At 71.9% G+C, this 26,224-nt stretch carries 26 protein-coding genes and 1 pseudogene; 10 read left to right on the top strand and 17 right to left on the bottom strand.

What is annotated here, in order from left to right:
• Nucleotides 1–117: 117 nt before the first annotated feature.
• Both AC0VYD_RS24170 and AC0VYD_RS24165 read right to left on the bottom strand, forming a co-directional pair.
• Nucleotides 118–768: a response regulator gene (locus AC0VYD_RS24170; protein ID WP_475477614.1), complete on the bottom strand. Its 651-nt coding sequence runs from the start codon at nt 766–768 to the stop codon at nt 118–120.
• Nucleotides 765–1,988 carry a sensor histidine kinase gene (locus AC0VYD_RS24165; protein ID WP_475477613.1) on the bottom strand — a complete coding sequence of 408 codons (1,224 nt, stop codon included), beginning with the start codon at nt 1,986–1,988 and terminating at the stop codon, nt 765–767. The genes AC0VYD_RS24170 and AC0VYD_RS24165 overlap by 4 nt, the downstream gene beginning before the upstream one ends.
• A gap of 244 nt (nt 1,989–2,232) precedes the next feature.
• On the opposite strand from AC0VYD_RS24165, the gene AC0VYD_RS24160 reads away from it, so the two are divergent.
• Nucleotides 2,233–3,486, top strand: coding sequence for a DUF418 domain-containing protein (locus tag AC0VYD_RS24160; protein ID WP_475477612.1), 1,254 nt, complete (start codon nt 2,233–2,235; stop codon nt 3,484–3,486).
• Nucleotides 3,487–3,557: 71 nt separating this feature from the next.
• Here AC0VYD_RS24160 and AC0VYD_RS24155 read toward each other — a convergent pair whose 3' ends face one another.
• Both AC0VYD_RS24155 and AC0VYD_RS24150 read right to left on the bottom strand, forming a co-directional pair.
• Complete coding sequence (locus AC0VYD_RS24155; protein WP_475477611.1) at nt 3,558–3,842, bottom strand: MoaD/ThiS family protein; 285 nt, start codon at nt 3,840–3,842, stop codon at nt 3,558–3,560.
• A gap of 1 nt (nt 3,843) precedes the next feature.
• Entirely contained in the window at nt 3,844–4,947 is a 1,104-nt protein-coding gene (locus AC0VYD_RS24150) for a WD40/YVTN/BNR-like repeat-containing protein (protein WP_475477610.1), read from the bottom strand.
• 479 nt (nt 4,948–5,426) lie between these two features.
• On the opposite strand from AC0VYD_RS24150, the gene AC0VYD_RS24145 reads away from it, so the two are divergent.
• Nucleotides 5,427–6,020 (top strand): TetR/AcrR family transcriptional regulator, encoded by a 594-nt coding sequence (locus AC0VYD_RS24145; RefSeq protein WP_475477609.1) that lies wholly within the window; start codon nt 5,427–5,429, stop codon nt 6,018–6,020.
• 80 nt (nt 6,021–6,100) lie between these two features.
• On the opposite strand, the gene AC0VYD_RS24140 is transcribed toward AC0VYD_RS24145, so the two are convergent.
• Nucleotides 6,101–6,793 (bottom strand): MFS transporter, encoded by a 693-nt coding sequence (locus AC0VYD_RS24140; RefSeq protein ID WP_475480360.1) that lies wholly within the window; start codon nt 6,791–6,793, stop codon nt 6,101–6,103.
• A 91-nt stretch (nt 6,794–6,884) separates the two neighbouring features.
• Nucleotides 6,885–7,772, bottom strand: coding sequence for a hypothetical protein (locus AC0VYD_RS24135; protein WP_475477608.1), 888 nt, complete (start codon nt 7,770–7,772; stop codon nt 6,885–6,887).
• A 206-nt stretch (nt 7,773–7,978) separates the two neighbouring features.
• Between AC0VYD_RS24135 and AC0VYD_RS24130 the strand changes: the two genes are divergently transcribed.
• Both AC0VYD_RS24130 and AC0VYD_RS24125 read left to right on the top strand, forming a co-directional pair.
• Nucleotides 7,979–9,079: an enoyl-CoA hydratase/isomerase family protein gene (locus AC0VYD_RS24130; protein WP_475477607.1), complete on the top strand. Its 1,101-nt coding sequence runs from the start codon at nt 7,979–7,981 to the stop codon at nt 9,077–9,079.
• Nucleotides 9,080–9,196: 117 nt separating this feature from the next.
• Entirely contained in the window at nt 9,197–9,634 is a 438-nt protein-coding gene (locus AC0VYD_RS24125; protein WP_475477606.1) for a hypothetical protein, read from the top strand.
• 128 nt (nt 9,635–9,762) lie between these two features.
• Here AC0VYD_RS24125 and AC0VYD_RS24120 read toward each other — a convergent pair whose 3' ends face one another.
• Complete coding sequence (locus AC0VYD_RS24120; RefSeq protein ID WP_475477605.1) at nt 9,763–10,788, bottom strand: methyltransferase; 1,026 nt, start codon at nt 10,786–10,788, stop codon at nt 9,763–9,765.
• A 204-nt stretch (nt 10,789–10,992) separates the two neighbouring features.
• Between AC0VYD_RS24120 and AC0VYD_RS24115 the strand changes: the two are divergent.
• Nucleotides 10,993–11,559, top strand: a pseudogene (locus AC0VYD_RS24115) (dienelactone hydrolase family protein); the annotation flags it as partial.
• A 171-nt stretch (nt 11,560–11,730) separates the two neighbouring features.
• Here the strand turns inward: AC0VYD_RS24115 and AC0VYD_RS24110 are convergent.
• The 8 genes from AC0VYD_RS24110 to AC0VYD_RS24075 form a co-directional block, all read right to left on the bottom strand.
• The gene (locus AC0VYD_RS24110; RefSeq protein ID WP_475477604.1) at nt 11,731–12,381 is read right to left on the bottom strand and encodes a hypothetical protein; all 651 of its coding nucleotides are present in this window, start codon (nt 12,379–12,381) and stop codon (nt 11,731–11,733) included.
• 123 nt (nt 12,382–12,504) lie between these two features.
• Complete coding sequence (locus AC0VYD_RS24105; RefSeq protein WP_475477603.1) at nt 12,505–13,647, bottom strand: hypothetical protein; 1,143 nt, start codon at nt 13,645–13,647, stop codon at nt 12,505–12,507.
• A 264-nt stretch (nt 13,648–13,911) separates the two neighbouring features.
• Nucleotides 13,912–14,322 (bottom strand): monovalent cation/H(+) antiporter subunit G, encoded by a 411-nt coding sequence (gene mnhG, locus AC0VYD_RS24100; RefSeq protein WP_475477602.1) that lies wholly within the window; start codon nt 14,320–14,322, stop codon nt 13,912–13,914.
• Nucleotides 14,315–14,638, bottom strand: a complete 324-nt coding sequence (locus tag AC0VYD_RS24095) for a monovalent cation/H+ antiporter complex subunit F (protein ID WP_475477601.1) — start codon at nt 14,636–14,638, stop codon at nt 14,315–14,317. The genes mnhG and AC0VYD_RS24095 overlap by 8 nt, the downstream gene beginning before the upstream one ends.
• Nucleotides 14,635–15,246, bottom strand: coding sequence for a Na+/H+ antiporter subunit E (locus AC0VYD_RS24090; protein ID WP_475477600.1), 612 nt, complete (start codon nt 15,244–15,246; stop codon nt 14,635–14,637). The genes AC0VYD_RS24095 and AC0VYD_RS24090 overlap by 4 nt, the downstream gene beginning before the upstream one ends.
• The gene (locus AC0VYD_RS24085) at nt 15,243–16,904 is read right to left on the bottom strand and encodes a Na+/H+ antiporter subunit D (protein WP_475477599.1); all 1,662 of its coding nucleotides are present in this window, start codon (nt 16,902–16,904) and stop codon (nt 15,243–15,245) included. The genes AC0VYD_RS24090 and AC0VYD_RS24085 overlap by 4 nt, the downstream gene beginning before the upstream one ends.
• Before the next feature lie 2 nt (nt 16,905–16,906).
• Complete coding sequence (locus AC0VYD_RS24080) at nt 16,907–17,737, bottom strand: Na(+)/H(+) antiporter subunit C (RefSeq protein WP_473037838.1); 831 nt, start codon at nt 17,735–17,737, stop codon at nt 16,907–16,909.
• Nucleotides 17,734–20,691, bottom strand: a complete 2,958-nt coding sequence (locus AC0VYD_RS24075) for a Na+/H+ antiporter subunit A (RefSeq protein ID WP_475480359.1) — start codon at nt 20,689–20,691, stop codon at nt 17,734–17,736. The genes AC0VYD_RS24080 and AC0VYD_RS24075 overlap by 4 nt, the downstream gene beginning before the upstream one ends.
• Nucleotides 20,692–20,940: 249 nt before the next feature.
• On the opposite strand from AC0VYD_RS24075, the gene AC0VYD_RS24070 reads away from it, so the two are divergent.
• The 3 genes from AC0VYD_RS24070 (at nt 20,941) to AC0VYD_RS24060 (ending at nt 22,860) form a co-directional block, all read left to right on the top strand.
• On the top strand, nt 20,941–21,435 hold the full coding sequence (locus tag AC0VYD_RS24070; RefSeq protein ID WP_475477598.1) for a MarR family winged helix-turn-helix transcriptional regulator: 495 nt from the start codon (nt 20,941–20,943) through the stop codon (nt 21,433–21,435).
• Between the two features lie 160 nt (nt 21,436–21,595).
• Nucleotides 21,596–22,252: a ClpP family protease gene (locus tag AC0VYD_RS24065; RefSeq protein WP_475477597.1), complete on the top strand. Its 657-nt coding sequence runs from the start codon at nt 21,596–21,598 to the stop codon at nt 22,250–22,252.
• Nucleotides 22,249–22,860 carry an ATP-dependent Clp protease proteolytic subunit gene (locus tag AC0VYD_RS24060; protein ID WP_473037841.1) on the top strand — a complete coding sequence of 204 codons (612 nt, stop codon included), beginning with the start codon at nt 22,249–22,251 and terminating at the stop codon, nt 22,858–22,860. Before AC0VYD_RS24065 ends, AC0VYD_RS24060 begins: the two co-directional genes overlap by 4 nt.
• A 51-nt stretch (nt 22,861–22,911) precedes the next feature.
• On the opposite strand, the gene AC0VYD_RS24055 is transcribed toward AC0VYD_RS24060, so the two are convergent.
• Nucleotides 22,912–23,313 carry a helix-turn-helix domain-containing protein gene (locus AC0VYD_RS24055; RefSeq protein ID WP_475477596.1) on the bottom strand — a complete coding sequence of 134 codons (402 nt, stop codon included), beginning with the start codon at nt 23,311–23,313 and terminating at the stop codon, nt 22,912–22,914.
• Nucleotides 23,314–23,583: 270 nt separating this feature from the next.
• Here AC0VYD_RS24055 and AC0VYD_RS24050 point away from each other — a divergent pair, with 270 nt between their 5' ends.
• On the top strand, nt 23,584–23,844 hold the full coding sequence (locus tag AC0VYD_RS24050; protein ID WP_475477595.1) for a GlsB/YeaQ/YmgE family stress response membrane protein: 261 nt from the start codon (nt 23,584–23,586) through the stop codon (nt 23,842–23,844).
• A gap of 57 nt (nt 23,845–23,901) precedes the next feature.
• Here the strand turns inward: AC0VYD_RS24050 and AC0VYD_RS24045 are convergent, their stop codons facing one another.
• Nucleotides 23,902–24,846 (bottom strand): Gfo/Idh/MocA family protein, encoded by a 945-nt coding sequence (locus AC0VYD_RS24045; RefSeq protein WP_475477594.1) that lies wholly within the window; start codon nt 24,844–24,846, stop codon nt 23,902–23,904.
• Nucleotides 24,847–25,226: 380 nt separating this feature from the next.
• Here AC0VYD_RS24045 and AC0VYD_RS24040 point away from each other — a divergent pair, with 380 nt between their 5' ends.
• A complete protein-coding gene (locus AC0VYD_RS24040; protein WP_475477593.1) occupies nt 25,227–26,222 on the top strand; it encodes a tetratricopeptide repeat protein in 996 nt (331 codons plus the stop codon).
• Nucleotides 26,223–26,224: the final 2 nt, after the last annotated feature.

The following is a 26,224-nucleotide window of genomic DNA, read 5'->3' as shown; positions in this document are numbered from 1 at the left end:
CCCCCACCGATCATCACGCTTCGTGCAGGGGTGTCTACAAGGACGACACGGGCGAAAAGGGTCAGAAGCCGCTTACTTTTTCGTCAAGCGGACAGCACCGCGGCCCTCCGCGGCCTCTCAGGACATGAGTCCGCCCCGGTACGCCCAGGCGGCGATCTCCACCCGGTTGCGGGCGCCCAGCTTCTCCTGGACCCGGGCCAGGTGCGTTTTGACCGTGCTCACGGTGACGTGCAGCTCCGCCGCCACCTCGGTGTTGGTCAGCCCGCGCGCGACGGTGCGCACGATGTCCAGTTCGCGCGCGGTCAGCCCGGACCCGGCCGGGTCCCGCCGGGGTGCGGGGGCGCTCGCGAAGTGCCGGAGCAGACGCACCGTGATCCGGGGCGAGACCAGCGCGTCACCCCGGGCCGCGGCCCGCACCGCCTCGACCAGCAGGGCGGGCCCCGCGTCCTTGAGCAGGAAGCCGACCGCGCCGCCGGTCAGCGCCGCGTGCACGTACTCGTCCAGGTCGAAGGTGGTCACCACGACGACCCGCAGGGGGTCGGCCACGTCCGGGCCGGCCAACCGCCGGGTCGCCTCCAGACCGTCGATCCCGGGCATCCGGATGTCCATGAGGACCACGTCCGGCCGCAGCTCCCCGGCGAGCCGGACCGCCTCGATCCCGTCACCGGCCTCCCCGACCACCGAGATCCCGTCCTCGGCGTCGAGCATGTAGCGAAAACCCGTCCGGACCATCTGCTGGTCGTCGGCGAGCAGTACCCGAACCGTCACTCCCGGCCGTCCCCTCCGTTTCGGGCGGGGATGGTCCCCCGCACCGTCCAACCCTGCCCCACCCCGTCGGGGCCCGCCGTCAGCTCACCGTTGAGGAGGCGGGCGCGTTCGGCCATCCCCACCAGCCCGTGGCCGCCGCCCACCGGCCTCCCGGCGCCCCGGCCGTCGTCCTCGACCCGGATCAGGACCTCCCCGTCATCTGCCGTCACCACCACACTCACCCGGGTGGCGCCCCGGGCGTACCGCAGCGCGTTGGTCACCGACTCCTGGGCGATCCGCAGCACCGCCGTGCCCACCTCCGGGGGCAGCTCCCCGACCGGGCCGGACACGTGCACCGTCACCTCGGGCCGCCCGGGCGCGGCGGGGGAGGCGAGCGCGGTCAGCCCCTCGGCGGGGCTGGGAGCCAGCGGTGCCTCACCCGGCTCCCGCAGCCGGGAGACCATCCCCCGCATGGACTCCAGGGCCCGTGTGCCCGACGCCTCGATCTCGGGCAGTGCCGCCCGGACCGCCGCGGGGTTCCGGTCCGCGATGTGCCGCAGCGCCTGTGCCTGCACCACGATCCCGGTGACCTCGTGGGCCACCACGTCGTGCAGGTCGCGGGCGATGGCCAGCCGCTCCGCCGACCGGACCCGTTCCACGTGCGCTCGGCGCTCGGCCGCGTGCCAGCGCAGGTACAGGCCCGGGGCCAGCCCCGCCGCGACCATCATCAGCGTGCTGGAGAGGTAGAGGCCGGTGGGTTCGCGCAGGTAGTCGGAGAAGAAGGCGGCCAGGGCCAGTACCGACACCACGGCGATCTGCCAGGCTCGGCAGCGCAGTCCGGCCAGGGCCAGGACCACGATCACTCCGGCGGTCTCGGCCATTGTGGTCGGGAAGCCGAACATCCCCTTGGGCAGCGGCCACAGCAGTGCCGACACGGTCAGGACGGACAGGGGTACCGCGATCCCGGCCGCCAGCGTCGCCCGGGGACCCGCTCGGGGCACGGACACCAGGACCACGGCCAGGACACAGACCGCCCCGGAGGCCACACCGGCGAAGTCCATCGGGCCGGTGGGCGGGCCGGGCCAGTCCTCGATGGTCGGGATCTGCAGCGCGGCCCGCAGGTCCAGCGCCCACAGCAGGATCATCATCGCGGACAGGCCGGGTGCCGCGAGGTGCCGCAGCGTCCGGGACCTCTGGTCGAACGCGGCGAAGAACCTGTTCAGAGCGGTGGTGCGGGTCATGGTGTTCAGGCTAGGCCGCCGCCCCGGATCGGGCATCGGTCAAAGGGACGAACCGCGGAGCACGTTCACCGGCGGGGCGGGGAGTCCCGCCGGGGCCCCTCCGGCGGGAGCGGTGCGCCGTCGGTCGCCGGGCGTCGTCGATCGGCCGAAAGGCTGACTCGGCGGGGAGGCGTTTCGGCTGTTCGGGCGATGTGCGGCGGGTGCCGGGCGGGTGATGCTGGGGGCCGTCTCACAAGGAGGACCCGTGACCGCAGAGCCGACCCCGGCCGCAGCGCCGCCCGAAGCAGACCCGCGCACACCCGCAGGCGGGGGAGCGCCCGCGCCCCGCAGGAGGGTCGCCTTCCTGGACGCGGCCCGCGCCGTGGCGATGATCGGTGTGGTGGCGATGAACGCGCCCACCGTCGTCTTCGCCGCGGAACGGCTCGGAGAGCGCGAACAGAGCACCCTGGCCTCGGTCGTGGACGGCGGGCTGAGCGTGCTGATGTCCGGCAAGGCCCGTGCGCTGCTCATGCTGCTGCTGGGCGTGGGCGCCGTCCTCGCCTGGCGGGCGGCGGCCCGGCGCGGGGGACGGCCGATGGTGCTCATGCTGCGCCGCTACGCGGTCCTGGGCCTGCTCTTCGGGGTGCCGCACCTGATGGTGTTCTCCGGGGACATCCTCACCCACTACTCGCTCACCGTACTGCTGCTCGCCCCGTTGATGCCGTTCCTGTTGTCCGGCTCGCGATCCCGGCCGTTCTGGTCCGCGGCGGCCCTGTTCGCCGCGGCGCCGTTCCTCGCCTACGGGGCGGGCGAGCTGCTCCCGGGCGGCCCGGGCGACCTGGTCAGCCTGATCCCGCAGACCCTCGGGTTCTTCTGCGTGGGCGTATGGCTCGCCCGCAGGCCCGAACTCGCTCCGGAGACCGCTGGCGAGCCCACCCGGCTTCCGCTGCGCCTGCTGTGGGCGGGACTGGTCGGGCAGGTGCTCGGCATGGTCACCATGTTCGGCTCCGACCTGTTCTTCCCGATGGAGTTCGACGCCCAGGGCATCCCGGTACTGGGACCCGACGGCATGCCGGTGGTCCACCCCGGCGCGGACATGATGATGTCCCTCGGAGGCAGTCTCTCCGGCTTGGGCGGAGGCCTGTTCTTCCTGGGCCTGGTGTGGTGGCTGTTCACTCGTGACCGGGCCGCCGCCAGGGCTTTGGGCGCCCTGGCCCCGCTGGGGCGGATGACGCTCACCGTCTACCTGGGCAGCACCGCGGTGTTCCTGTTGACCATGAAGCCGTTCGAAGGGGTGATCCCGATCCTGGCGCAGTACGGGATCGCCGCCGCCTACTTCGTGGTGATGGCCCTCTTCGCCCGCTGGTGGCTGGGCAGCTTCAGGCTCGGCCCGCTGGAGTGGGTCTGGCGGAGCCTCACCTACCTGCGTCCCATGCCGATGCGCCGGGTGCGGGACGAGGGGGAGCCGGGGCGCGCGGAGACCGCCGGGCGGCCCGGGAACAGCGGTCACGCCGGATAGCCGCACCGCCGACACGTCGTACGAGGGGCCCGGGACCGGAAACGAACGTTTCCGGTCCCGGGCCCCTCGGTTCAGCCTCCGGCCACCGAGGGGAGCAGGCGTACGTCCGCCCCCTCGTGGACGGGGGCGTCCAGCCCGCCGACGGACCGGCACTCGTCCCGGTCCACGAACACGTTCACGTACCGGCGCAGTTCGCCCCGCTCGTCCCGGATCCGCCGGTCCAGGCCCGGATGGCGGGCGGCCAGCTCGTCCAGTACCCCGCCCAACGCGGCACCGTCGGCGACCTCGAGCGGGACGTGTGCGGCCCCCTCGGCGTCGGCCCGCAGCACGCTGGTCAGGTGCACGGTCACCCGCATCTCACACCTGCCCCGCCCGGACGCACAGCACATCGGGCAGGTGTGCGGCCACCTGGTGCCAGCGCTCGCCGTCGTCGGTGATGGCGTAGACGTCCCCGGACCGGGTGCCGAAGTAGAAGCCGGGTACGTCGGCGCCGTCGGTGCAGGCGGCGTCGCGCAGCACGATCCCGAAGTACGGGTCCTCGGGCAGGCCCTGGTTGACCGGCCGCCAGGAGTCGCCGCCGTCGTCGGTGCGGTAGGCACTCAGCCTGTGGTCCGGCGGGAAGTGCACCTCCTGGCTGACCACGGGGAAGTTCAGCGCGGTCCCGGGCCGGTGCGGGTGGGTGACCATCGCGAAGCCGAAGTCCGTGGGCAGGCCCTCCTCGATCCGGCTCCAGCCGTCGTCGGCAGGGGCCGCGCTCCGGTAGACCCCGTGGTGGTTCTGCGCGTAGAACGAGCCGTCGGAGGCGACGGCGACCTTGTGCACGCACTGGCCGTACTCGGGCTCCTCGTCCGGCAGGAACCCCGCGGAGATACCGCGGTTGGCCGGAGCCCAACTGGCTCCGCCGTCCTCGGTCTGGTAGACACCACCGGTGGACATCGCCACGGTGAGCGCCTCGGGGGAACGGCGTCCCGCGCCGAGGACGCCGGGCAGGACGGTGTGGATCGCGGCGCCCCCGGCCCCGGGGAACCAGTTGCTCCGGTGCGGGTGGTCCCACAGGGCGCGGACGAGGTCGAAGCTGTCGCCGCCGTCGGAGGAACGGAACAGGGCGTGCGGCTCCACCCCGGCGTAGACGGTGTCCGGGTCCGGGCCGAAGGCGAACTGCCAGGCGCGGGTGAGCGAGGCCCCGGTGTCCTCGGGGAAGGCGATCGGCGGCGCCCCCGGTTCGGTCCAGGTGTCGCCGAGGTCGTCGCTGTGCCAGACGCTCGGTCCGAAGTGCCAGCTCTCCGTCCCGGCGAGCAGGCGTCCGGTGTGCGGGTTGATCCCGACGGTGTAGACGGGGCTCATCCCGGCGTCGTTGGCCTCGTCGAGGCGGTGTGGTCCGTTCACCTCCCACGCGCGCCGATCCTCGCTCCGGGCCGTGAACAGGCCCTTACGTGTACCTATGACCAGGAGATATGCCATGACGAACCCCCGAGTGTGAGACAGGTCTCCACTCTGGCACAGGGGTGCGACATCCGTGGGAGGACCTGCGGAGAGGGGCGCGGGGGCGCCGGGGCGGCCTTGTCCAAGGGGTTACGGACGTCTCGGTAAGTTAATAGTTAGGAACCCGAACGATTTGCCGTGGTGGCTAATTCGCCTTGAGTGAAAATGGTGACCCTCTCGGAGGGATAAGTTCCGTGAGGAGGGAACCTTTTCCGGGCAAGGGTTCCGCGGCGAGGGGAAGGCGGTTGTCAGTACCAGATCTCTTTGCAATAAACTCCCGGGCCAACCGGTGTTCGCGTCCGAGGTCCTCCCAGGCCTCGGATGGCCGGTGACAGCCCGTCATCCAGCCCGGAAGACTTCCCGCTCCCTCGGTCTCCCGGTCCGTTTCGGGACCACCGTCCCTATGGCCGGTCCCGCGTACCGAAGAGAACCGAGTTCCCACTCGATAGGGTCGCCCCATGCACCACCCCCCGGACACACTCCACGCTCGCAAACGTCGTAAGGCGAGGGCCACGATCGTGTCGGCAGCCTTCCAACTCTTCGCCGAGCACGGATTCGACAACGTCACGGTCGCCGCCATCGCGGAACGCGCAGAGGTCGGCCGCACCACCTTCTTCCGGTACTTCGGTGACAAACAACAGGTGCTGTTCGCCGACGACGGCGCCGAGGTGGACCGCATGTGCGCCTACGTGCTCGACAAGGCGGACCGGCCGCTGGGCGGCGACCTCGGGGCCGCACTCACCCTGCTCCGCGAGGCCGCCGTCGCCACCAGGCCCTACGCCGCGCTGTCCCCCGCCCACTCCGCGGTCCTGGTCCGCCTGCTCAGAGAGAGCGTCGACCTCAGATCCCGCTACCTGCTCACCCGACAGCAGCGGGCGTTCCGCCTCGCCGGGGCCCTGACCGAGGCGGGGGCGGCCGAGAACACCGCCGTCCTGGCCGGCCACGCCGCGATGGCCTGCGAACTCACCGCGATGCGGCTGGCCGAGGGCCCGGAGCTCTTCCCCGCACGGGTGGACGAGGCCTACGGGATGCTGCACACCCTCGGGAACTGACACCGCCCAGGCGAGGGGGCCGGGGCCGCCCGGGCCCCGACCGGCCCCGCCGGGAGCCGGAAGGGGACACGGGCGGGGGCTCAGGCGTCGTGCTCGCGCACCAGGCGGGTGAGTCCGCGGCCGAAGAGCACCACCACGGTCAGGCTGACCGCGCCCACCAGGGCGTAGGGGACCCGGAGCGCGTCGGTCTGGCCCAGGGCGGGCGCCAGGGAGGACACCAGGGCACCCCCGACCGCCATGCCCACGGCGCTCATGCCCCAGCTGACCGTGCGCATGGCGGCGTTCACCCGCCCCAGCAGGTGGTCCGGGGTGATGCGCTGACGGATCGAGGTCATCGTGACCGCGTATCCCAGCACCAGGCCGCCCGAGAGGAGGTACACCCCGGCCACCACGGGGGGCAGCGGAAACAGGGCCGCCACCAGGTACAGCAGACCGCTCCCGGCCAGGCAGACCACCGGCAGGACGCCGTGCGGCAGGGCGGAGCGCAGCCGGGAGACGGCCTGTCCGCCGACGACCCCGCCGACCGCGGCGAAGGCCATGAGCAGACCGAACCCGGCCGAGCCCAGTCCCAGGGTGTCGCGGACGAACAGGACCTGGGTGGAGAGCATGGTCGCGTAGGAGGTGTTGACGAACACCGCGATGACCGCCACCGCCCGCAGCAGCGGCTGCCGCCACAGCGCCCGAGCCCCCTCGGCCACGTCCGATCCCACACCGCGCAGTCCGCGCGGGGCTTCGGAAGGAGGCCCGGGCGGGTGGCCGGAGCACGGCGCCAGGCTAGGTCGCGGCCAAAGGCGCGCGGTGAGCGGGGCCGGTGAGAGACGACGGGGCCGGACGCGGTGCGCCCGGCCCCGTGTGTGCTGCGGGTCAGTCGAAGAGCTCGTCGGTGTGTTTCACTCCGACGGCCCTGGTGATCCAGGTGTCGAGCCGGTCGGAGTCGGTGCACTCCTCGATCCGCCTGCGCGCGTCTGGCCCGACCGAAACGGGGAGTACGTCCAGAAGGCGCAGGAGCGCCTCTCGTTTGCCCTGGACCAGGCCTGCTTCCCGGCCTTCCTCAAGCCCCTCTTCGCGTCCCTGGCCGACGTACTTGCGGGCGAAGTCGCTCTGCCACTCGTAGGTTCCGGTTGCCATGAGTTCCTCCCACATCAGTCGAGCCGCCGCGCTGAGCTTGGACTCGATGAAGTCATAATAAATGAGACGGGTGTGTTCGGGCAGGCCGTCCAGGGCCGATTCGGCGGCCTTGAGCACCGCCGGGTCGTCGCCATGGGCGGCGGCCGAGAGGACGGCGAGCTCCGGGAGGCGCTTCGCCCGGTCGATGTCGTCGACGACCGGGGTGTTGCTCGGTCCCAGGACCGCTGGCCTGAGGACCGCCCCTCCGGTCTCCAACTCGATGGGCTTGCGGGCCCACCGCTCCGTGCGGTTGTCCGGGCACACCACCATCAGCCGTACGGGGCAGCGGAGTTCCTCCCTGACGGTGGCGAGGTACAGGGGCCAGGTGTAGGGCTTGTCCTCGTCCACCTTCTGCTGGACCTCGGTGATGATGGCCAGCACCTTGGCGCAGTCGTGGTCGTACAACACGACCACCTTGTCCGATTTGAAGGACTGGGGCGTGAGCTTGGTGTGGTCGCCGCAGCCGAGCTCCGCGCGGGCGAAGTCGGGTACGGGGAAGCCGATCGTGTCACGCAGCATGAGCGGGGCCAGGGCGGGCTGTTTCTGGAACAGCCTTACCTGCAGTTCGTGGTCGAATCCGGGCATGGCATGAAACTACAGAGAGTATTCGCGTGATTCCGGTGGAATCCGGAAACCAGTCGGTGCCGACGGGGGCTCCCCGGGGGGCGCGGCTACCGGGCCGAGGACGGTGTTGAGAGGATCGTGTGCGGCCTTCGGGCGCACCGAACCCTGGAAGGAACCACCGATACCATGAGCCCCATCATCACCCGCCGGACCACCGGAGCCGCCGGATGACCAGTGACGGGACCCCCGACGAAGCCACGGTGCTGCTGCGCGTCCACGGCTCGCTCGCCCGGGCCACGCTCAACCGGCCGCGCGCCATCAACGCCCTCGACCACGGCATGGTCCGTGTGCTCGCGGACGCCCTCACCGCCTGGGAGAAGGACGAGAGGGTATCGGCGGTGCTGCTCGACGGCGCCGGTGAACGCGGCCTGTGCGCGGGCGGCGACATCCGCGCCATCCGCGCCAGCGCCGTGACCGGGGACCGGCGGGCAGCCGACTTCTGGCGGGACGAATACCACCTCAACGCCCAGATCGCCCGCTACCCCAAGCCGTATGTCGCCCTCATGGACGGTGTGGTCATGGGCGGCGGGGTCGGTGTCTCCGCGCACGGCGGGGTCCGTGTGGTCACCGAGCGCTCCAGGGTGGGCATGCCGGAGACCACCATCGGGTTCGTGCCCGACGTCGGCGGCACCTACCTGCTGTCACGGGCACCGGGCGAGACCGGGACCCACCTGGCGCTCACCGGTACCGCGGTCGGTGCCGCGGACGCCGTGTACACCGGCATGGCCGACCACTACGTGCCCTCCGAACACCTGCCCGAACTGGTCCGTGCCCTCTCGGAAACGGTCACGGAGGCCCACGTCGTCGAGGTTGTGGGCCGCTTCGCGCAGACCGTACCAGCCGGGGACCTGGCGTCCCGGCGGGCCTGGATCGACACCTGTTACGCGGCCGACACCGCCGAGGAGATCGTGGCGCGGCTGCGCGCCCACGGCGACCCGGAGGCGGCGAAGGCGGCCGAGACCATCGAGGGCAAGTCGCCGACCTCGGTGAAGACCACCCTGGCGGCGCTGCGCCGGGCCCGCGGGCTGGCCACCCTGGAGGAGGTCCTGGAACAGGAGTACCGGGTCTCCACGGCCGCGCTGGCCTGGCCGGACCTGGCGGAGGGCATCCGGGCCCAGGTGGTCGACAAGGACCGTCGGCCCAGGTGGTCCCCGGCCGCGCTGGCGGAGGTCGCCGACACCGACGTCGCCCGGGCCTTCGACCCCGCTCCGGACGGGCCGCTCGGTCTCGCCGAGCCCGGGGCGGGCACCGAGCGGACGGGGCCGTAGCCGCCCGTCGGCAGGACGAGCCGACAGGACGAACCGAACGGAACCGGGTGTTTCGGGAGGAGCCCGGGTGGTACATCTGTTGGACACACCACCCTCACGACTGTGCCGGGAGCCCCCGTGTCGTATCACCATCCGCTGCCCCAGACCCTGTCCGTCGCGCGGATCCTGCTCTTCTTCAGGTTCGCGCTCGGAGGCCTGTCCTACGTCTTCACCCTGGCGATCCTGGACAGCATGAGCCGGTCCGAGGCCGATGTCGACTACGGGACGACCAAGGGTGTGCTGGCGTTCCTGCTGCTGATCGGGGTCGCGATGGCCGTCTTCGACTACTACGTAGCGGCCACCGTGAAACGGGGCGGGCGGCGGGCGCAGGTGTTCGCCCGGGTGGCCGCCGGTCTCGGCTTCGCCGGTGTGCTGCTCAACCTGGTGCTGGGCCGGTGGCTCAACGCCGTCATCGCACTGGTGCTGGCCGTCGCGGTCGTCCTGCTCGTGGAGAGGGCTCCCTCCCGGGAGTGGTTCGAGGTGACGCAGCGGGGCGCGAAGTACACCGGCGGCTGACGGTCGGGGCCGCTGATCCCGCCACGGAGGGGCTTGCGCCCCGCCCGGCGGTGAGCGTCGGGTGGCGCGCCCGTCGAGGGGGCGGGTTCGGAGGGGCGCGTCACCCGTGGTGGCGGGCGCGGCCCGGGTCACTCGGGGCGGCCCACGGTGAACTCCTGGAGCCTGATCCCGTGTGATTCGTGGTCCCCGGCCAGGCTCATCCCCGCCTCCGCCGCCAGGGCCGCCAACTCCTCGCCGTCCCGCTCCCGGCCGTTGAAGTACGCCAGCATCCGCACGTCGAGTTCGCTCATCGCCTCCCCGCCGCCGTACTCGGCGACCAGGACGGTCCCGCTCGGGCCGGCCGCCTCGGCGCAGCGCCGCAGGATGGCGCGGGCCGAGGCGTCGTCCCAGTCGTGCAGGATCCAGCACAGCAGGTAGGCGTCCCCGCCTTCGGGCAGCGGGTCGAAGAAGCTGCCCTCGACCGCGGTGGCGCGGTCCGCCAGCCCGGCGTGCCGGAAGGCCTCCCGGGCGGCCGCCGCCGGTCCGGGCAGGTCCACGACGGTCCCGCGCGGCCGGGGGAAGCGCTCCAACAGCACCCGCAGCAGGGAACCGTCCCCGCCGCCCACGTCCACGAGGTGTTCCAGCGCCTCCCACTCGTACATCCCGGCCAGGGTCCGCGCCTGCGCGGCCATGCGCGCCCCCATGATGTTGTCGAAGGACGCGGAAAGCTCCGGGTCGGCGGACAGGTCCTCCCAGAACGAGGAACCTCCGAAGTACAGCCCGTAGGCGGGTTCCCCGGTGCGCAGCGCCTCGGCCAGCTCCGCCAGGCACAGGTCCGCCCGGCCGTGCGCGCTGTCGGCGGCGAACCAGTCCAGCCGCGAGTACGGGTGGTCCGAGCGCAGCGAGGCGCCGGTCCCGGTGAGGGCGTACCGCTCGCCCTCCCGGGTGAACAGGCCCTCGCCCGCCAGGTGCCGCAGCACCCGGGCCAGGGCCTCCGGCCGCGCCCCGACCGCCTCGCCCAGTTCCCGGGCGGTTCGCGGACCGTCGGCCAGGTGGTCGGCCACCCGCAGGGTCGCCACCGCCCGGATCGCCATCGGGGTGACCAGGCTGGCCTTGGCCCAGAGCCGCGCGGCCGCCTCCCTGGCCTCCCGGGTGCTCTCGGATTCCACGCCCATCGAACGCCCCCTCGGTCTCGCCGCTCTCTCTCCGGGAGGTTATCCACGGGCCCGGGCGTCCGGGGGGCGGCGTGCCGTAACGGCCGCTTCCGGTCACACCGCGCGCGGCGGGGCCGGGCTCGCCGCGTCCTCCGGCGGGCCCCTGTCCTAGGCTCGGCGGGGCGGGGAGCGACACGGGGGACCACCGACACACGGGAGAGAGCCATGCCGGAGATCGACCTCAGCGACCTGGCCCGGGGCGGTGGCGGCTCGCCGAACCTGCGCGCCTACCTGGCCCGTCCCGAGGGTGAGGGGCCCTGGCCCGGGGTGGTGGTGGCGCACGAGGTCTTCGGGGCCGACGAACAGATGCGCCGGCACGCCGACCGGATGGCCCGGGCCGGTTACCTCACGGTCCTTCCGGACCTCTACAGCGACGGCGGCGGGCTGCGCTGTGTCCGGGGGGTCGTCAGCGCCCTCGGTGCCGGACACGGGCGGGCCTTCACCGACCTGCTCGCCGGGCGGGACTGGCTCCGCGCCCAGAACGACTGCACCGGGAGGGTCGGGGTGCTCGGTTTCTGCCTGGGCGGCGGTTTCGCGATCGCCTCGGCTCCCGACTTCGACGCCTCCGCACCCAACTACGGGTACCTGCCCGGGGACCTCCGGGCGGTCGCGGCCCGTTCCTGCCCGATGGTCGCCAGCTACGCCGCCAGGGACCGCACCCTGGTCGGGGCCGCAGACCGGCTGCGGGGCGCTCTTCGGGAGGCGGGCGTGCCCAACGACGTCAAGGAGTACCCCGACGCCGGGCACTCCTTCCTCAACGAGGCCCCCCAACGGCCCGAGGCCGCTGCGTGTGGTGCTGCGCGCGATGGGCACCGGACCGCACCCGGAGTCCGCGGCCGACGCCTGGGAGCGGATCGGGTCCTTCTTCGCCGAGCACCTGGGCGGGGAACGGGAAGCGGAGTCCTAACCGGTCGCCGGTCCGTGGAAGCCCTGACGGCGTTCGACGAGCAGACGCTGCCTGTGCCGGTTGCGCCGGACCGCCGTGGTGACGAGGACCGGCAGTCCGAGCAGCAGGCCCAGGAACGACGGGACGAAGGCCCACAGCAACGTGCCCGCCACACCCCGGACGAACTCGGCGCCGCCGTCACCGACGTCGGCCACCGCGAACTCCGCGGTGCCTGAGGCGCCGGGGCAGGACAGCGTGTACTCCCCGGTCTCCGGCGCCTCCTGGGCCCCGACCAGCGACCAGCTCTCCGAGCCGGTGTCCACGTCGTGGCTGTAACCCGGTAGGCCGAACCCGGACTCGGTGCCGTCGGGGCGCACCAGGACGCACGGGTCCGCGTCCCCGCCGGAGGAGTACAGGCCCAGGAGGGTGTCGGTCTCCGTCACGGTGAAGACGGCCTCCTGACCGGAGGACACCCGGGCCTCGAACTCCGGCAGGGCCACCGTGGAGAGAACGGAGACGAGGAAACCGACGAGGGCGGTAACGAGTCCGCCGACCAGGACCAGGGTTCCCACGGCGTACCAGAACCGGCCGGGACGCAGTTCACGCGGGTGGACGCGGATCGGCGCCGGGCCGGGGCGGCCGTGCGGTGGCGGGTGGGGGAAACTCATGGCTGCACCTTCGTGCCGGGTACGGGCGGGCTCCACCGGCGGGAGCCCGCCGGTGTCCGGTGTGACGCACGCAGGACGCACTCCGGTTCCGGACTCCTCCCTGACGGTCTCCTGCCGGGGACGTCAGCCGTGCCGCTGGCCCTGCCCGTTGACCCAGGCGTGGTAGGCGCGGGCCTGGTACTCGCGGACCAGTCGCCGCCGGTGGTTGCCGCGCCTGATCGCGACCGCGACCGGCAGGGCCACGGACAGGAGCGCGCCCAGGACGACCGAAAGCATCAGTGTCCCGAACCCGGTGAGCATGGCCCGGTCGTACTCGACCGCGAGGTCGGTGTCGGCGATCACGTACTCGGTGTCGGGTGAGCCGGAGCACTCCAGCGTGTACTGGCCCGGGGAGCCGACCGAGACCGAGTGGGCCAGCCGCCACTCGCCGTGGCTGTAGCTGACGACCCTCTCCACGAGTCGGGGGCTGCCCCAGCCGGACAGGCGGCAGGAGTCGGGGTTCCCGTCGCGGGGCGCCACGTACAGGCCCAGCGAGTCCGTCTGTCCCGCCTCCACCTGGAACACGGTGCTGCCGCCGCCCGGCACGACCTCGGACGCGAACTCGGGCCGGTCCTGGGGGGCGTTGCTGCCGAACAGCCAGAAGGCGGACGCGCCCAGCGCGACGCAGAGCACCAGACCGACGGGCCCGAGCAGCATCCAGCGGAGTCCGGGCCGGACGTCCTGCGCGGGGACGTGCACCGGGGGAGGGACCACGGCGTATCCGGGGGACGCGGCGTATCCGGGGGGAGGCGCGTGGGCGGCCGCGGCCGCGTACCGGCGCTGTGCGCGCCGGCTGGACAGCCTGCTGGTGCGTATGACCAGTACGGTCACGCACACGACCAGCGACACCAGGAAGGTGAGCATCGGGGACAGGATGCCGCCGACGATCAGGGGCGGGGAGGCTTCGGGGTTGTCACTGAGCAGCAGGATGCTGATCAGCAGGTTCACCGGGAAGACCGCGCCGCCCACCCAGTACCAGAACCGGGCGGGCTTCACGTCGGGGAGCGGTTCCTCGGCGCCCGGTCCTGCCGGTGCGGCGGGCGAATCGTGGGGGCGGGCGTGTTGGGGGTGCGCGACGGGCGGGTGCTGCGGTCGCAGGTGCTGCGGGGGCGGTGGGGGCGGGGCGCCCTGCGGTGCCTTGGGCAGGCTCAGGTCCTGAGGAGGTGGAGGAGGAGCGGAGGGCCGCTGGTACCCGCCGGGCGGTGGGCCTTCTTCGGGGATCGGCATGAGGGGGTCTGCTGCTTTCGGTTTCAGCCCTGGTGATGGGCTGTGGACGTTGTGCGGCGGAGGGTGTGGACCGCTGGGGGCGGGGGCCGGCCCGCGAGCCGGGCTTCGGCGCGGCGCCGTGACCGCCCGGACCACGACCGCCGCGGGCGGCGGGACCGGGCCACGAAGACGATGATGCCGGTGACGGCGGTCTGGTTGCCCACGGTATGGGGGAGTCGTGGGGGCGGGGGTGTGGTCGCTCGCCGAGCCGTGCGGGGTGCCCCGCTAGGACGCGTCTTCGCCGGACGGCAGGTTCCGTACCGCGCGGCGCTTGGCCTCCAGCCGCTCCTCCAGTTCGTCGGTGACCACCAGGTCGTGCCGGATCCGACCGGTCCGGTAGCCCACCCGGGCCGCGATGTGGCCCGCGACGGGGACGGTGACGATCTGGAAGAGGCCGACCAGGATCAGGGTGCCGAAGTCGAACACCCCGGTCTCCTCCACCGGCATGATGCGCAGCCCGATACCGAGCAGCACCAACAGCATGCCCAGTACCTGCGGCTTGGCCGCGGCGTGCATCCGGGAGAGCAGGTCGGGGAAGCGGATCAGGCCCACCGCGGCGACGAAGGACAGCAGGGCCCCGGCCAGGATGCACAGGATCGCGACCCAGTCCAGGACGCTGACGAACTGCTCACTCACGGTTTTCCCCCTGTTCCGTGGTCGCCGGGTACACGGTGTCCTCGGGACGGGCATGCTCCTCGGGACGCCTGGCGACGAACTTGGAGATACTGATCGATCCGACGAAGCCCAGCAGCGACAGCACCAGCAGGGTGGGCAGGATCGTGGGATCACGGTTGAAGGCCGCGTAGGCGCCGAGCCCGGTCAGCGCGGAGGCCAGCAGCACGTCCACGGACAGAGCCCGGTCCAGGATGCTCGGCCCCAGCAGCAGCCGGGCGGTACCGAGCAGCGAGGCCACACCGAGCAGGACGGCGATGACGACCCACAGCGCGCTCACGTGTTCTCCTTCCCGGCCGCCGTCGCGGCCTCCAGGTCGGTGATGTCCTTCCGGGTACCGAGAGCCCGGACGATCCGCTCCTCCAGGGTGAGGATGATCTGTTTGGACTCCTGTGCCTCGGCGTCGCTCTCCGCGCCCAGCATGTGCACGTACAGGATGTGTTCTGGCTGGGCGACCTCGACGATCACACTGCCGGGGATCACCGAGGCGGCGATCGCGGTGCACACGAGCATCAGGTCGGAGCCGGTGCGCATCTGCACGGCCACCACAGAACTCCGTACCGGGGGGCCGGGGCGGAACACCTGTGCCGTCACCTGGAGGCTGGCGACGACCATCTTCCCCAGGACGTGGCAGAACAGGCGGACGCACTGCACCGGCCAGAAGCGGAAACCGGGCACGATGGGCGGCAGCGGGAAGACCATCATGATCGCCGCCGACACCAGGAACCCCAGGAGTGCGATCCCCAGGGACTCCGGGCGGGGTTCGAACCCCTTGAACAGCAGCATCCACACCAGGGTCATCCCGAGGGCGACCGGGATCTGCACCTTGCCGAGGCGGCGCCGGAGCGCGTTCAGGCCCCTGCCCCTCCTGGTCTTCGGGTCGTTCATCGGGAGCCTCCCAGGACCGCTTCGATGTAGGGCCGTTGGGCCTGGAGGTCGACCGCCGCGTCGGAGGCGTAGCCGATGAGCGGCCCGGCGAACACGGTCATGGCCAGGCCGAACGCGACCAGTGCGACCGTGGCGCCCACCATGCTCTTCGGCAGGACCACCGAGGTGACCACCGGTGTGGCCGCGGTGGTGGTGTCGCTCAGCCGCGAGGACGGGCCGACCGCCTCCTCCGAGGGACCGAGCGCCGCGGTCGATGTGTCGTCGGCTTCGGAGTCCTCCAGGACGGTGCCGGGTTCGGCCACCATGCCCTCGGCCGGAGTGCGCCAGAACGCGTAGTTCCACACCCGTGCGATGACGTACAGGGTCAGCAGACTGGTCGTCACCGAGGTGCCGACCAGCGTGTAGGCGAGCGGAGTGCCCGCGTCCACACCGGCCTGCAGCAGTCCGACCTTGCCCAGGAAACCGGACAGCGGCGGGATGCCGCCCAGGTTCATCGCGGGGATGAAGAACAGGACCGCGAGTACCGGGGCGATCTTGGCCAGCCCGCCCAGGCGGTCCAGGGAGGTGGACCCGCCCCGGCGTTCGATCAGCCCCGTGACCAGGAACAGGGTGGTCTGCACGGTGATGTGGTGCGCGATGTAGAACACCGCCCCCGCCATGCCCTGCTCGGTGCCCAGCGCCACCCCGAAGACCATGTAGCCGATGTGGCTGACCAGGGTGAACGACAGCAGACGTTTGATGTCGGTCTGCGCCACGGCGCCCAGGATGCCCATGAGCATGGTCGCCAGGGCCACCCACATAAGGGCGTCGTTGAGCTGGGTCCCCGGGAAGAGGAGGGTCTGCGTGCGGATGATCGCGTACACGCCGACCTTGGTCAGCAGGCCCGCGAACACCGCGGTGACCGGGGCGGGCGCGGTCGGATAGGAGTCCGGCAGCCAGGCGGCCAACGGGAACACCGCGGCCTTGATGCCGAAAGCGATCAGCAGGATCACCTGGAGGACCAGGGCCAGGTCGGGTGAGAGTTCGGGGATCCGCTCGCCCAGTTGGGCCATGTTCACCGTGCCGGTCGCGCCGAACACCAGCGCGATGGCGATGAGGAACAGCACCGAGGAGACCAGCGAGACCACCACGTAGATGGCGCCCGCCCGCATCCGCGACTGCGTGCCGCCCAGGGTCAGCAGCACGTAGCTGGCGGTCAGCAGGATCTCGAACCCGACGTACAGGTTGAAGAGGTCACCGGCGAGGAAGGCGTTGGAGACGCCGGCTACCAGGATCAGGTAGGTCGGCTGGTACACCGACAGCGGCGCCACCTCGGCCTTGCCCGCCATCCCCTGGCCGATGGAGTACACCAGCACGGCCAGCGTGATCGCCGCCGACACCGTCACCATCAGCGCGGACAGCCGGTCGGCCACCAGGTTGATGCCGACCGGGGCCTGCCAGCCGCCCACGTGGACCACCTGGGGGCCGAACACGTCGGCGCCCACCATCAGCGCGGCCCCGATCACCAGCACTAGCGCCAGTGAGATGACGCTCAGCCACTGCTGGACGCGGGGCCAGCGGATGCCCATGGCCAGTTTGACCCCGGCCGCGAAGAGCGGAAGCACCACCGGCAGGGGGATGAGGTAGTGGAGGATACCGGCGAAGTAGTCCCATCCCATGGTCAGTCGTTCCCTTGCAGTTCGCTGTCCTCGGCGCGTGCCAGGCGTTCCCGCTCCGCCCTCATGGTCTGGCGCGCCTGGCGCCGCTGCGAGCGGATGCGGCGGCGCAGTTCACGCCACAGCTCGCGCTCGGCGGCGCGGTCGGCGCGCCGGTGCTCGCGCAGTCGTTTGCGGCCCAGCCGGATGCGGCCGCGCAGCTCCGTCACCTGGTTGACCATGCTCTGCTGGCGGTCGGTCAGGCGGCGGACGGTCTCCTCGGAGTGCTCGTCGGAGCGGCCGTCCTCGGCCTCGACCTCGAATCTGGCCAGCTCGGCCTGGGCGGCCGCGATCTCCGCCTTGATACGGGCCTGTTCGGCCAGCTCCTGGGCGTCGGCCGCGGCGATGGTGGCCTGGAGTTCGGCGCGCTGGCGGCGGATGTCCGCCCGCAGCCTGCGGCGTTCCTTGAGGAAGCGCTGCCGCACGGCGCGGCGCCCCTCGCCCTGCAGGATGCGCAGGTCCTCCGCGTCGTCCTGGACCTCGTCGTTGCCTTCGAGCTGCCAGCTCCGGTAGGCGAGGGCCAACAGGAACGCCGTGATGCCGAGGGTGATGACGATGGCCGTCAGGATCATCGCCTGCGGCAGGGGGTCGGTCATCTCGTCCGCGTCGTTGAACCACAGGAGCGGGGGCCCGCCCCCCTGGCCGGCCATGGCCATGATCATCAGGTTGACGCCGTTGCTCATCACGATGAAGCCCAGCAGCACCCGGGTCAGGCTGCGCTCCAGCAGGAGCACTACGCCGACCGCCACCAGGACGCCGATGACGAGGACGAGGGTCAGGCTTGGTGACTCGTTCACGAGGTGACCTCCTCGGCGCGTGCTCGGCCCTCGGCCCCGGCGGTCTTCCCCACCTGTACGGCGTCCCGTTCGATCTGTTCGTCGATGCGGGCGCCCAGGCTCCGCAGGATGTCCAGGATCAGTCCGATCACCAGCAGGTACACGCCGATGTCGAAGATCAGGGAGACCGTCAGGTGGGCCTCGCCCAGGAAGCCGAAGCTGATGTAGGTGTCGCCGCCTGCGAGGACGTCCCCGCCGAAGACCGCCCCGCCCAGGGCGGTGCCGGTGGCCAGGGCCAGGCCGGCGCCGATCAGCGCGCCCGGCTGCACCCACGCGGTGGCGTACAGCTCGAACCTGCCGCCCGCCAGGTAGCGGACGATGAACGCCAGGCCCGCCACGATGCCGCCGGCGAACCCGCCGCCGATGTCGGTGTGGCCGGTGAGGAGCAGGTACACCGAGAGGACCATGATCACCGGGAAGAGGAAGCGGGACACCACCTCGAAGATGATCGACCGGCGTTCGGTGGGCAGGTTTCCCGCCCCGGGCAGCCAGGTGCGCTCCCACCGGGGTTTGACGTGCAGGTTCCGCGGTGCGATCCGGAGGTCTCCCAGGTCCGGCCGGGTGTGTCCGGCGGCGGGCTCCGGGGGAGGTGTGACGGACAGTGCCATCACCCCGCCGGGCGCCTTGCGGGGCTGGGCCCGGCGGCGGACGAACATCAGGCTGGCGACACCGGCGGCCGCGGCGGCGAGCACCGAGATCTCGCCCATGGTGTCCCAGGCTCGGACGTCGACCAGCAGCACGGAGACGATGTTGTAGCCGCCCGCCTCGTGGGCGGCGGCCTCGTAGCCCTCGGAGATCGAGGGCTCCTGCCGTCCGGCCAGGGCGAACCAGGTCATCGACGCCATCACCAGGCCGGTGGCCAGGCCGATGGCCATGTTCCAGATACGGCGGCCGCGCAGGGCGGGGACCGAGAAGTGGGTCGGGAAGCGGCGCAGCACCAGGACGAAGACCACCAGGCTGACGGTCTCCACGAGGAACTGGGTGAGGGCGATGTCCGGTGCGCCCTGGAGGTAGTACAGCGCCGCCACGCCGTACCCGCCGATGCCGACGAGGATCACCGCGAACAGGCGCCGCCGCACGAACAGGATCAGCAGGCAGGTGATGACGATGATCAGGGCCGGGATGACCTGGACCGGGGTGTCCCAGAGGCGCAGGTCGGGGCTGGGACCCTCCCAGAGCCGGCCGGTGACCATCGGGACTCCGGCGGCCACCACCAGGGCGATCAGGATGGTGCCGAGGTAGACCGGCAGCGAACCGCGCTGGGTGCTACCGGTGACCTGGAGGGCCAGGTTCTCCAGCCCCGCGAGCATCCGCCGGTAGTTGCGCTCCGGGTTGACGAAGGACAGGCGGTTGCCGAGCCACACCACCCGGTGCCGGAGGTAGAAGAGCACCAGGCCGCTGACCACACAGGCGGCGGAGAGCAGGAGCGGCGGTTCCCAGCCGTGCCACAGTGCGAGGTGGGTGGTGTACTCCTCGTGCGGCCCCGGCGGAACCGTGTCGGCGTAGACCGCGAGGAACGGGTCGGCCCAGCCGGAGGCGGGGCCGCCGAACAGGCCCAGTCCGGCCAGGACGGCCGCGGGCGCCAGGAACAGGGTTCCGGGGGAGTGGACCGGGGTCGGCCGCACGCCCTCCTTGTCGAGGAAGGCGCCCCAGAGGAAGCGGAGGCTGTAGGCGACCGTCAGGGCCGAGCCCGCGACCAGACCGGCCAGGACCAGGGTGTCGAGTGTGCCGCCGTGGGTGTAGGCGCCGAAGGCGAGCTCCTTGGCGGCGAAACCCGCTGTGGGAGGCAGCCCGGCCATGGAGGCCAGTGCCAGGACCGTGGTCCAGAAGGTGGCGGGCATGGATCTGCGCAGCCCGGAGAGCTCGCGCAGGTCCCTGGTGCCGGTGCTGTGGTCGATGACGCCGACCACGAGGAACAGGGGGGCCTTGAACAGCGAGTGCGCGATGAGCATCGCGATGCCGGCGAGGGCGGCGGCCCGGGTTCCGGTGCCCAGCAGGGCGATGAGGAAACCGAGCTGGCTGATGGTGCCGTAGGCCAGGACGAGCTTGAGGTCGAACTGGCGCAGCGCCTTCCAGCCGCCGAGGAGCATGGTGACCACACCGAAGAGCAGCGCCATGCCCTGCCAGACGGCGGTGTCGCCGAAGGCCGGGGTGAGGCGGGCGACCAGGTAGACGCCGGCCTTGACCATCGCCGCGGCGTGCAGGTACCCGGAGACCGGTGTGGGCGCCTGCATGGCGGCGGGCAGCCAGAGGCTGAACGGGAACAGCGCCGACTTGGACATCGCCCCGACCATGATCAGCACGAGGGCCGTGTTGACCGCGGCGCCGGACGCGGGCGGGTCGGCGACGATGTCGGTGATCACGTAGGTTCCGGCGGCCTCGCCGAGCGTGATCATGCCGACCAGCATCGCCAGGCCGCCGAAGGTGGTGACGGTCAGGGCCGTCATCGCCGCGCGGCGGCTCTCCTTCGCCTCGGCCTTGTGGCCGATGAGGAGGTAGGAGAAGACCGTGGTCAGCTCCCAGTAGACGAAGAGCTGGATGAGGTCGTCGGCCAGGACCAGGCCGAGCATGGCCCCGGCGAAGGCGACGAACACGCCGGCGAAACGCCCGAGGCCGGGTTCGGAGTCCTCGAAGTAACGCGCGCAGTAGACCAGGATCAGGGTGCCCACGCCGGTGGCGATCAGTGTCATCACCAGGCCGAGGGCGTCCATGTGCAGGCCGAGCCGGAGCGAGAACTCGGGCGCCCACTCGGTGCTTTCGGACCGGGTGCCGCCGCGGAGCACGTCCGGAAGCTGGAGGAGGGCCCACACGGTGGCCAGACCGGGGACGACCGCGAGCGCGTAGAAGCCGTTACGGCCCCACAGGCGCACCAGTAACGGTGCGACCGCCGCGGTGATGAAATGCGCGACCAGCACTGTTGTCAATGCGCCCCTCCCGGACCGGTCCGGGCCCGCCCGGGTGTTCGGGCGGACGTCCACCGCCCCCGCGGCGGATCGCTTCGCCCGCAACCGGATCAGTGGGCGGGGTGTCGCCAGCGTTTCGAGGGGGCATGGATCTACTGGAATTTGCGTACATAAGCTATCTAATAGCTAGACTACACAAACGTCAAACCACCGCGCGGGTCGAGTACCCGCGTGACACGCCCAGCCTGCGAGGACTGTTTCGTGCCCGACGAGACCCCCGAGCCCTGTTCTGACCAGCAGGAACCCGCCGAGTCCGAGACGGCGGAGCTCGAAGAGTTCCAACGTGTGTGGACCGATCTGATCAACGCGGCGCTCCACGCCCGCTCCCGGGGCGGGCACGGCCACCGCGGCGCGGGGGACCTCACACTGACACAGTCGCTGCTGATGGAGGCGGTGCGCGGGATGGACGGTCCGAGTGTCGGTGCGGTCGCCCACATCGTCGGCGTGTCCTCACCCTCGGCCACCCGTATGATCCAGCAGCTCGAACGCAAGGGGATGGTGGTCCGGCGCCGCTCCGAACGTGACGAACGCAGCACCGTGGTCACCATCACGGCGGAGGGCGAGCGGGCCCTCGTCGAACGCCGCAGGTACATGGAGTGCAGACAGCGCCAGGTCTTCGACGCCATAAGGCCCTCGCTGCGCCCCGTCGTCCTCGACGTCCTGCGCGATCTGCGCCAGGCCATAGAGGACACCTGATCCGTTCCCGGGCCGGACCTGCCCGGGGAGGGGTCTGCCGTGGGCAGATCTGCCCCGGGCCGAAAAGGTGGAGGTCAAAGCCCTGCGCGGAGCAGGCTGGGTGCACCGGCGGGAACGGACGAGTGGTCCGTTCCGCAAGGCGCCGGGGCAAGGAGAGCTCATGCCGATCCACCACCGGCTCGCCGCGGAGTACGCGCCGAGCGGGACCTTCGACGACCAGCTCGCCGCGCGCCTGCTGCGCAGCCGCATCGTGATGCTGGGCACACAGGTCGACGAGGACAGCGCCAACCGCGTCTGTGCCCAGATCCTCCTGCTCGCCGACGAGGACCCCCACAAGGACATCACCCTGGCGATCAACAGCCCCGGCGGGGTCGTCTCCGCGGGACTGGCCATCTACGACACGATGAACTTCGTACCCAACGACGTCTCCACCCTGGTCATGGGGTTCGCCGCGAGCATGGGCCAGTTCCTGGCCTGCACGGGCTCCCCGGGCAAGCGCTACAGCCTGCCGCACGCCCGCATCATGATGCACCAGCCCTCCGGCGGACTGGGCGGGACCGCCGCCGACATCGCCATCCAGGCCGAGAACCTGGCCCACACCAAGCGCACCATGGTCGGGCTCATCGCCAGGCACACCGGCCAGAGCGAGGAGACCATCGCCGGGGACCAGCACAGGGACGCCTGGTTCACCGCGGAGGAGGCCCGTGACTACGGGTTCGTCGACCACGTGGTCGACTCGGTCGGCCAGATGGCGGGCGGGATGCGCCTGGGCGGCACCTCGCCCGGGTTCGTGACGCGGACGGGAGGCGACAGGTGAGCGGGCGTTACACGGTACCGATGGTGGTCGAGCGGACCCCGCACGGAGAGCGTTCGTTCGACGTGTTCAGCCGTCTGCTGTCCGAGCGGATCGTCTTCCTGGGCACGCCGATCGACGACGACGTCGCCAACGTCGTCATGGCGCAGATGCTCCACCTGGACTACGAGAGCCCGGACATGGACATCCAGCTCTACATCAACTCGCCGGGCGGCTCGAACACCGCGCTGACCGCCATCTACGACACGATGCGCTTCGTCCGCGCGGACGTGGCCACGGTCTGCATGGGACAGGCCGCCTCCGCGGCGGCGGTGCTGCTCGCCGCCGGGACGCCGGGCAAGCGGGCGGCCCTGGAACACGCCCGGGTACTCCTTCACCAGCCCTCCACCGAGGGCCGGGGGGAGGCCGCCGACCTGGAGATCCAGGCCGCCGAGATCCTGCGGGTCCGTTCCCAGGTGGAGGGGATCCTGTCCCGGCACACGGGCCAGAGCCAGGAACGGCTGCGGGCCGACACCGACCGGGACAAGATCTTCACCGCCCACCAGGCCAGGGAGTACGGCCTGGTGGACGGGATCATCACCACCCGCGAGCCCGGTCCGGCCGTCGGCTGAGGACTGCCCGGAACCCGGGTTCCGGGCCCCGGGTTCCGGGGCCCGGACGGGTCAGGCCGCCAGGGACACGACCAGGGCCTGCCCGGCCTGGGAGGGGACGGACGCGTCGGTGCGGGACAGGTGTGCCCGACGCTGCCCGACCCGCTCGAAGCGGGCGGTGGAGGTGCGCTGGTGGAGCTGCCCGAGGACGTCGGCGATGCCCAGCCCCAGGGACCGGTAGACCGCGGCGAGGACCTCGGAGGAGGCCTCCTTCCGGCCGCGTTCGATCTCCGACAGGTAGGGGAGGGACACCTGGGCGTCCTCGGCCACCTCGCGCAGGGTCCGGCCCTGCTCCGTGCGGGTGCGGCGCAGCAGGTCACCGATGAGGTCGCGCATCAGGGGTTCGGCCGCGCCCTCCCCGTCGCGGTCGCCCCTGCGGGCCCCGTCCAGGGAGCGTAGGACGCTTTCGGACATCGGTGCCTCCCGGTCGTTCTGGGTACAGGCCTTCGAGCCTACGCCGGGGGCGTCCCCGGCGGGAGGTGATCCGGCGGCCTTCTGCGGACGGCAGAAGGCCGCCGTGCCGGGCTGGGCCGGTCCGACGCGGTGGCTTCCGCCGCGCGGATACACGTGAAGTACGCGAAGTCGCCAAGCACGGGCAAAACCTTCGGGCCGGGCGGCCTCAGACGGTGTTCCGGGCGCTCTGAGCGGGAACGGGGTGAGGGCGTCTACCTTGGGGGAGGACCCGTGGAGATCTCCGGCATCATCAGCGCGATCGTCATCGGTTTGATCATCGGTGCGCTGGGGCGGCTCGTCGTTCCCGGCAAGCAGCACCTGCCCATCTGGCTGACCCTGCTCCTGGGCATCGTGGCCGCCTTCGTCGGTGGGTGGATCGGTGGCATGATCTGGGACGCCTTCCTGTTCGTGCTGATCGTCCAGGTCCTGGTCGCGGCGGGGATCGTCTACCTCGCGGACGGCATGTACTCCAAGAACGCCCATACGGCCTGACCGTGACCGAAGCACCCGGAACCGCCTGACAGGTCGCCGCGCCCACGACCCGCCGCGTCAGCCCGAGGCCACCGGACCGGATCCGGTGGCCTCGGGTACGCGCACCGTCCGGCCGGATCCGGCGGAGGCCTCCGCCGCGGCCAGCACTGCGACGACCTCGCGTCCGAACCGTACGTCGCAGGGGTCGCCGGGGCTGCCGGGGCCGCGGCGAACCCGGTCCGACAGGCGGTCGACAGCCGCGCCGAAGGCCTCGACCGCGCTTCGGTCCCCGCCCGGGACCGGTCGCCACCCGTGTTCCCCGTACAGGTCGACCGCGAAGGTGTTCGCCTCCGGCGCGGCGTCCAGCGTCACCGAGAGCGAACCCACCGCACCGTCCCGGTGCCGGGTCAGTACGTGGGTGCTGTCCCGCGGTCCCGTGACCGCCGTGACCTCCTCGACCGGGCCCAGCACGGGCAGCACCACCGAGAGCACGTGCGGGCCCACGTCCCACAGTCCGCCCTTCGTGCGGCGCCAGGGTGAGGCCCCGTACGGGTTGCCCGGCTGGAAGATGGACGCGAACAGGGTCGCCCGCACCCCGTGCCACCCGCCGTCGGCGGCGGCCCCGGCGAGGAAGTCGTTCACCGTGTCGGAGAAACGGCTGGTGAAGAAGACCACCGAGGCCAGCCCGCGCGCCTCGGTCTCGGCGACGATCGCGTCGGCGGCTTCTGTGGACAGGGCGACCGGCTTGTCCAGCAGCAGGTGCCTGCCGGCCCGGGCGGCGCGCAGGGCCAGCTCGCCCTGGACGTCGGGGGGCACGGCGATCGCGACGGCGTCCACGTCGGCGATCAGGGCGTCCACGTCCTCGTAGGGCCGGGTGCCGAGCCGGGCGGCCAGCGCCGCCGCCTTGGCGGGGTCGCGCCCCCACACTCCGGTCAGGGCGGCCTCCGGGTGGGCGGCCAGCGCCGCCCCCTGTGTCTCGCGGGCCCAGTGGCCGGTGCCCAGCAGGCCGAATCGCAGTCCCATGTATTCCTCCGAGGTCGGAAATCCACCATGTGCACCCTGGCTTATGGGAACGCTCCCAGCAAGGGGCGGCCAGGAAGGACGGGTGGCGGCCGCCGCCCTCGACGGGCGTCGCACACGGGCCGTCCGTCCCGGCTGACGTGGCCGGATGCGGACGCCGGGCCCGGGGCCGCCCCGACGAAAGCACAGGTGGGGCGGGCTTTGTCCGAGGAGTACGTGAACGGTGTCACGCCCCGTTTCGGAAAACTCCTGGTGATCTCTTCGGGGTTCCCCCATCATGGTCACCTGTGGGTGCAGGTCAGAGCACTGACGGAAATCTCGGCGGATCCCGTCTGAACCCCTGCTCCACGGACGCCAGTACTCCGGACGAAGGGGCCGAACCGGTGAGTCCCGACCCGATGGACGACGAGCCGACCATCCACCGCCTGGCCGAGACCGCTGTCCGTGCCGCGACCCTCATCACCCGCCGCCGACCCCTGGTCCGGTCGGACGGGAGCACCTGCCCGCGTCCGCTCTCCGACGAGGCCGAGGGCCAGGCCAGGGAGTGGATACGGAGCAACGGCGAGGCACTGGCCTCCTGTGTGCGCTGGGCCGGAACCGAGGAGCGCCACACCACCGTGCTGTGGGTCGTGGAGGCGGTCGAAAGCCACCTGCGGGGCAGCGGTTCCCCCACCGAACGCCTGGAGATGGCCGAGACCGGTGTGCGCGCCGCGCTGGCCCTCGGTGACACCGCGTGGGAGGCGCGCATGCGCAACATCCTGGCGTTCGCCCTGCTCGACACCGGCGCACTCGAACGCGCCGGGGAGGAGGCCGCCGCGGCCCACGCGCTGGCCGAGGCGGACCAGGACGACCGGGCTCGCGCGGCCGCCCTGGAGTGCATGGGGGCCCTCGCCCAGCACGATCGGCGGGACGAGGCCGCGCTGGCGCTGTTCGACCGCGCCCGACCCCTCCGGGAAGCCACCGGCGGACCACGGGAGATCGCGGTCCTGGACCTGCTCGGCGGGCGGTCGCTGGTCAGTCTGGGCCGGTTCGACCACGCCTTGGAACGGTTGGACGCGGCACTGGAGGTCTTCACCGCGCCGGGGGACGGGCGGGACGCGGACGGAACGGACGTCGCCAGGGTGCGCCTGGAACGCGGTCGCGCGCTCAACGGCAAACGCCGGACCGCGCAGGCCCGACAGGAGCTGGAACGGGCGCTGTCCGGTTTCGAGTCCGGGGGCCACACCTACCAGACGGCCAAGGTCCGCGAGGTGCTCGCCGGTGTGGACCAGCTCTCCGGGGCGCAGGACTGGCGCGAACACCTGGTCGTGGCGGTACGGCTGTACCGGGGGATCGGGAACGGGGCCGAGGCCGAGCGGGTGGGCGCGCACCTGCGCTGAGG

This window comes from Nocardiopsis sp. iso_40, from assembly GCF_056173285.1.
The sequence above is the reverse complement of the archived record's forward strand: the minus strand, read 5'-3'. Positions and strand labels throughout refer to the sequence as shown.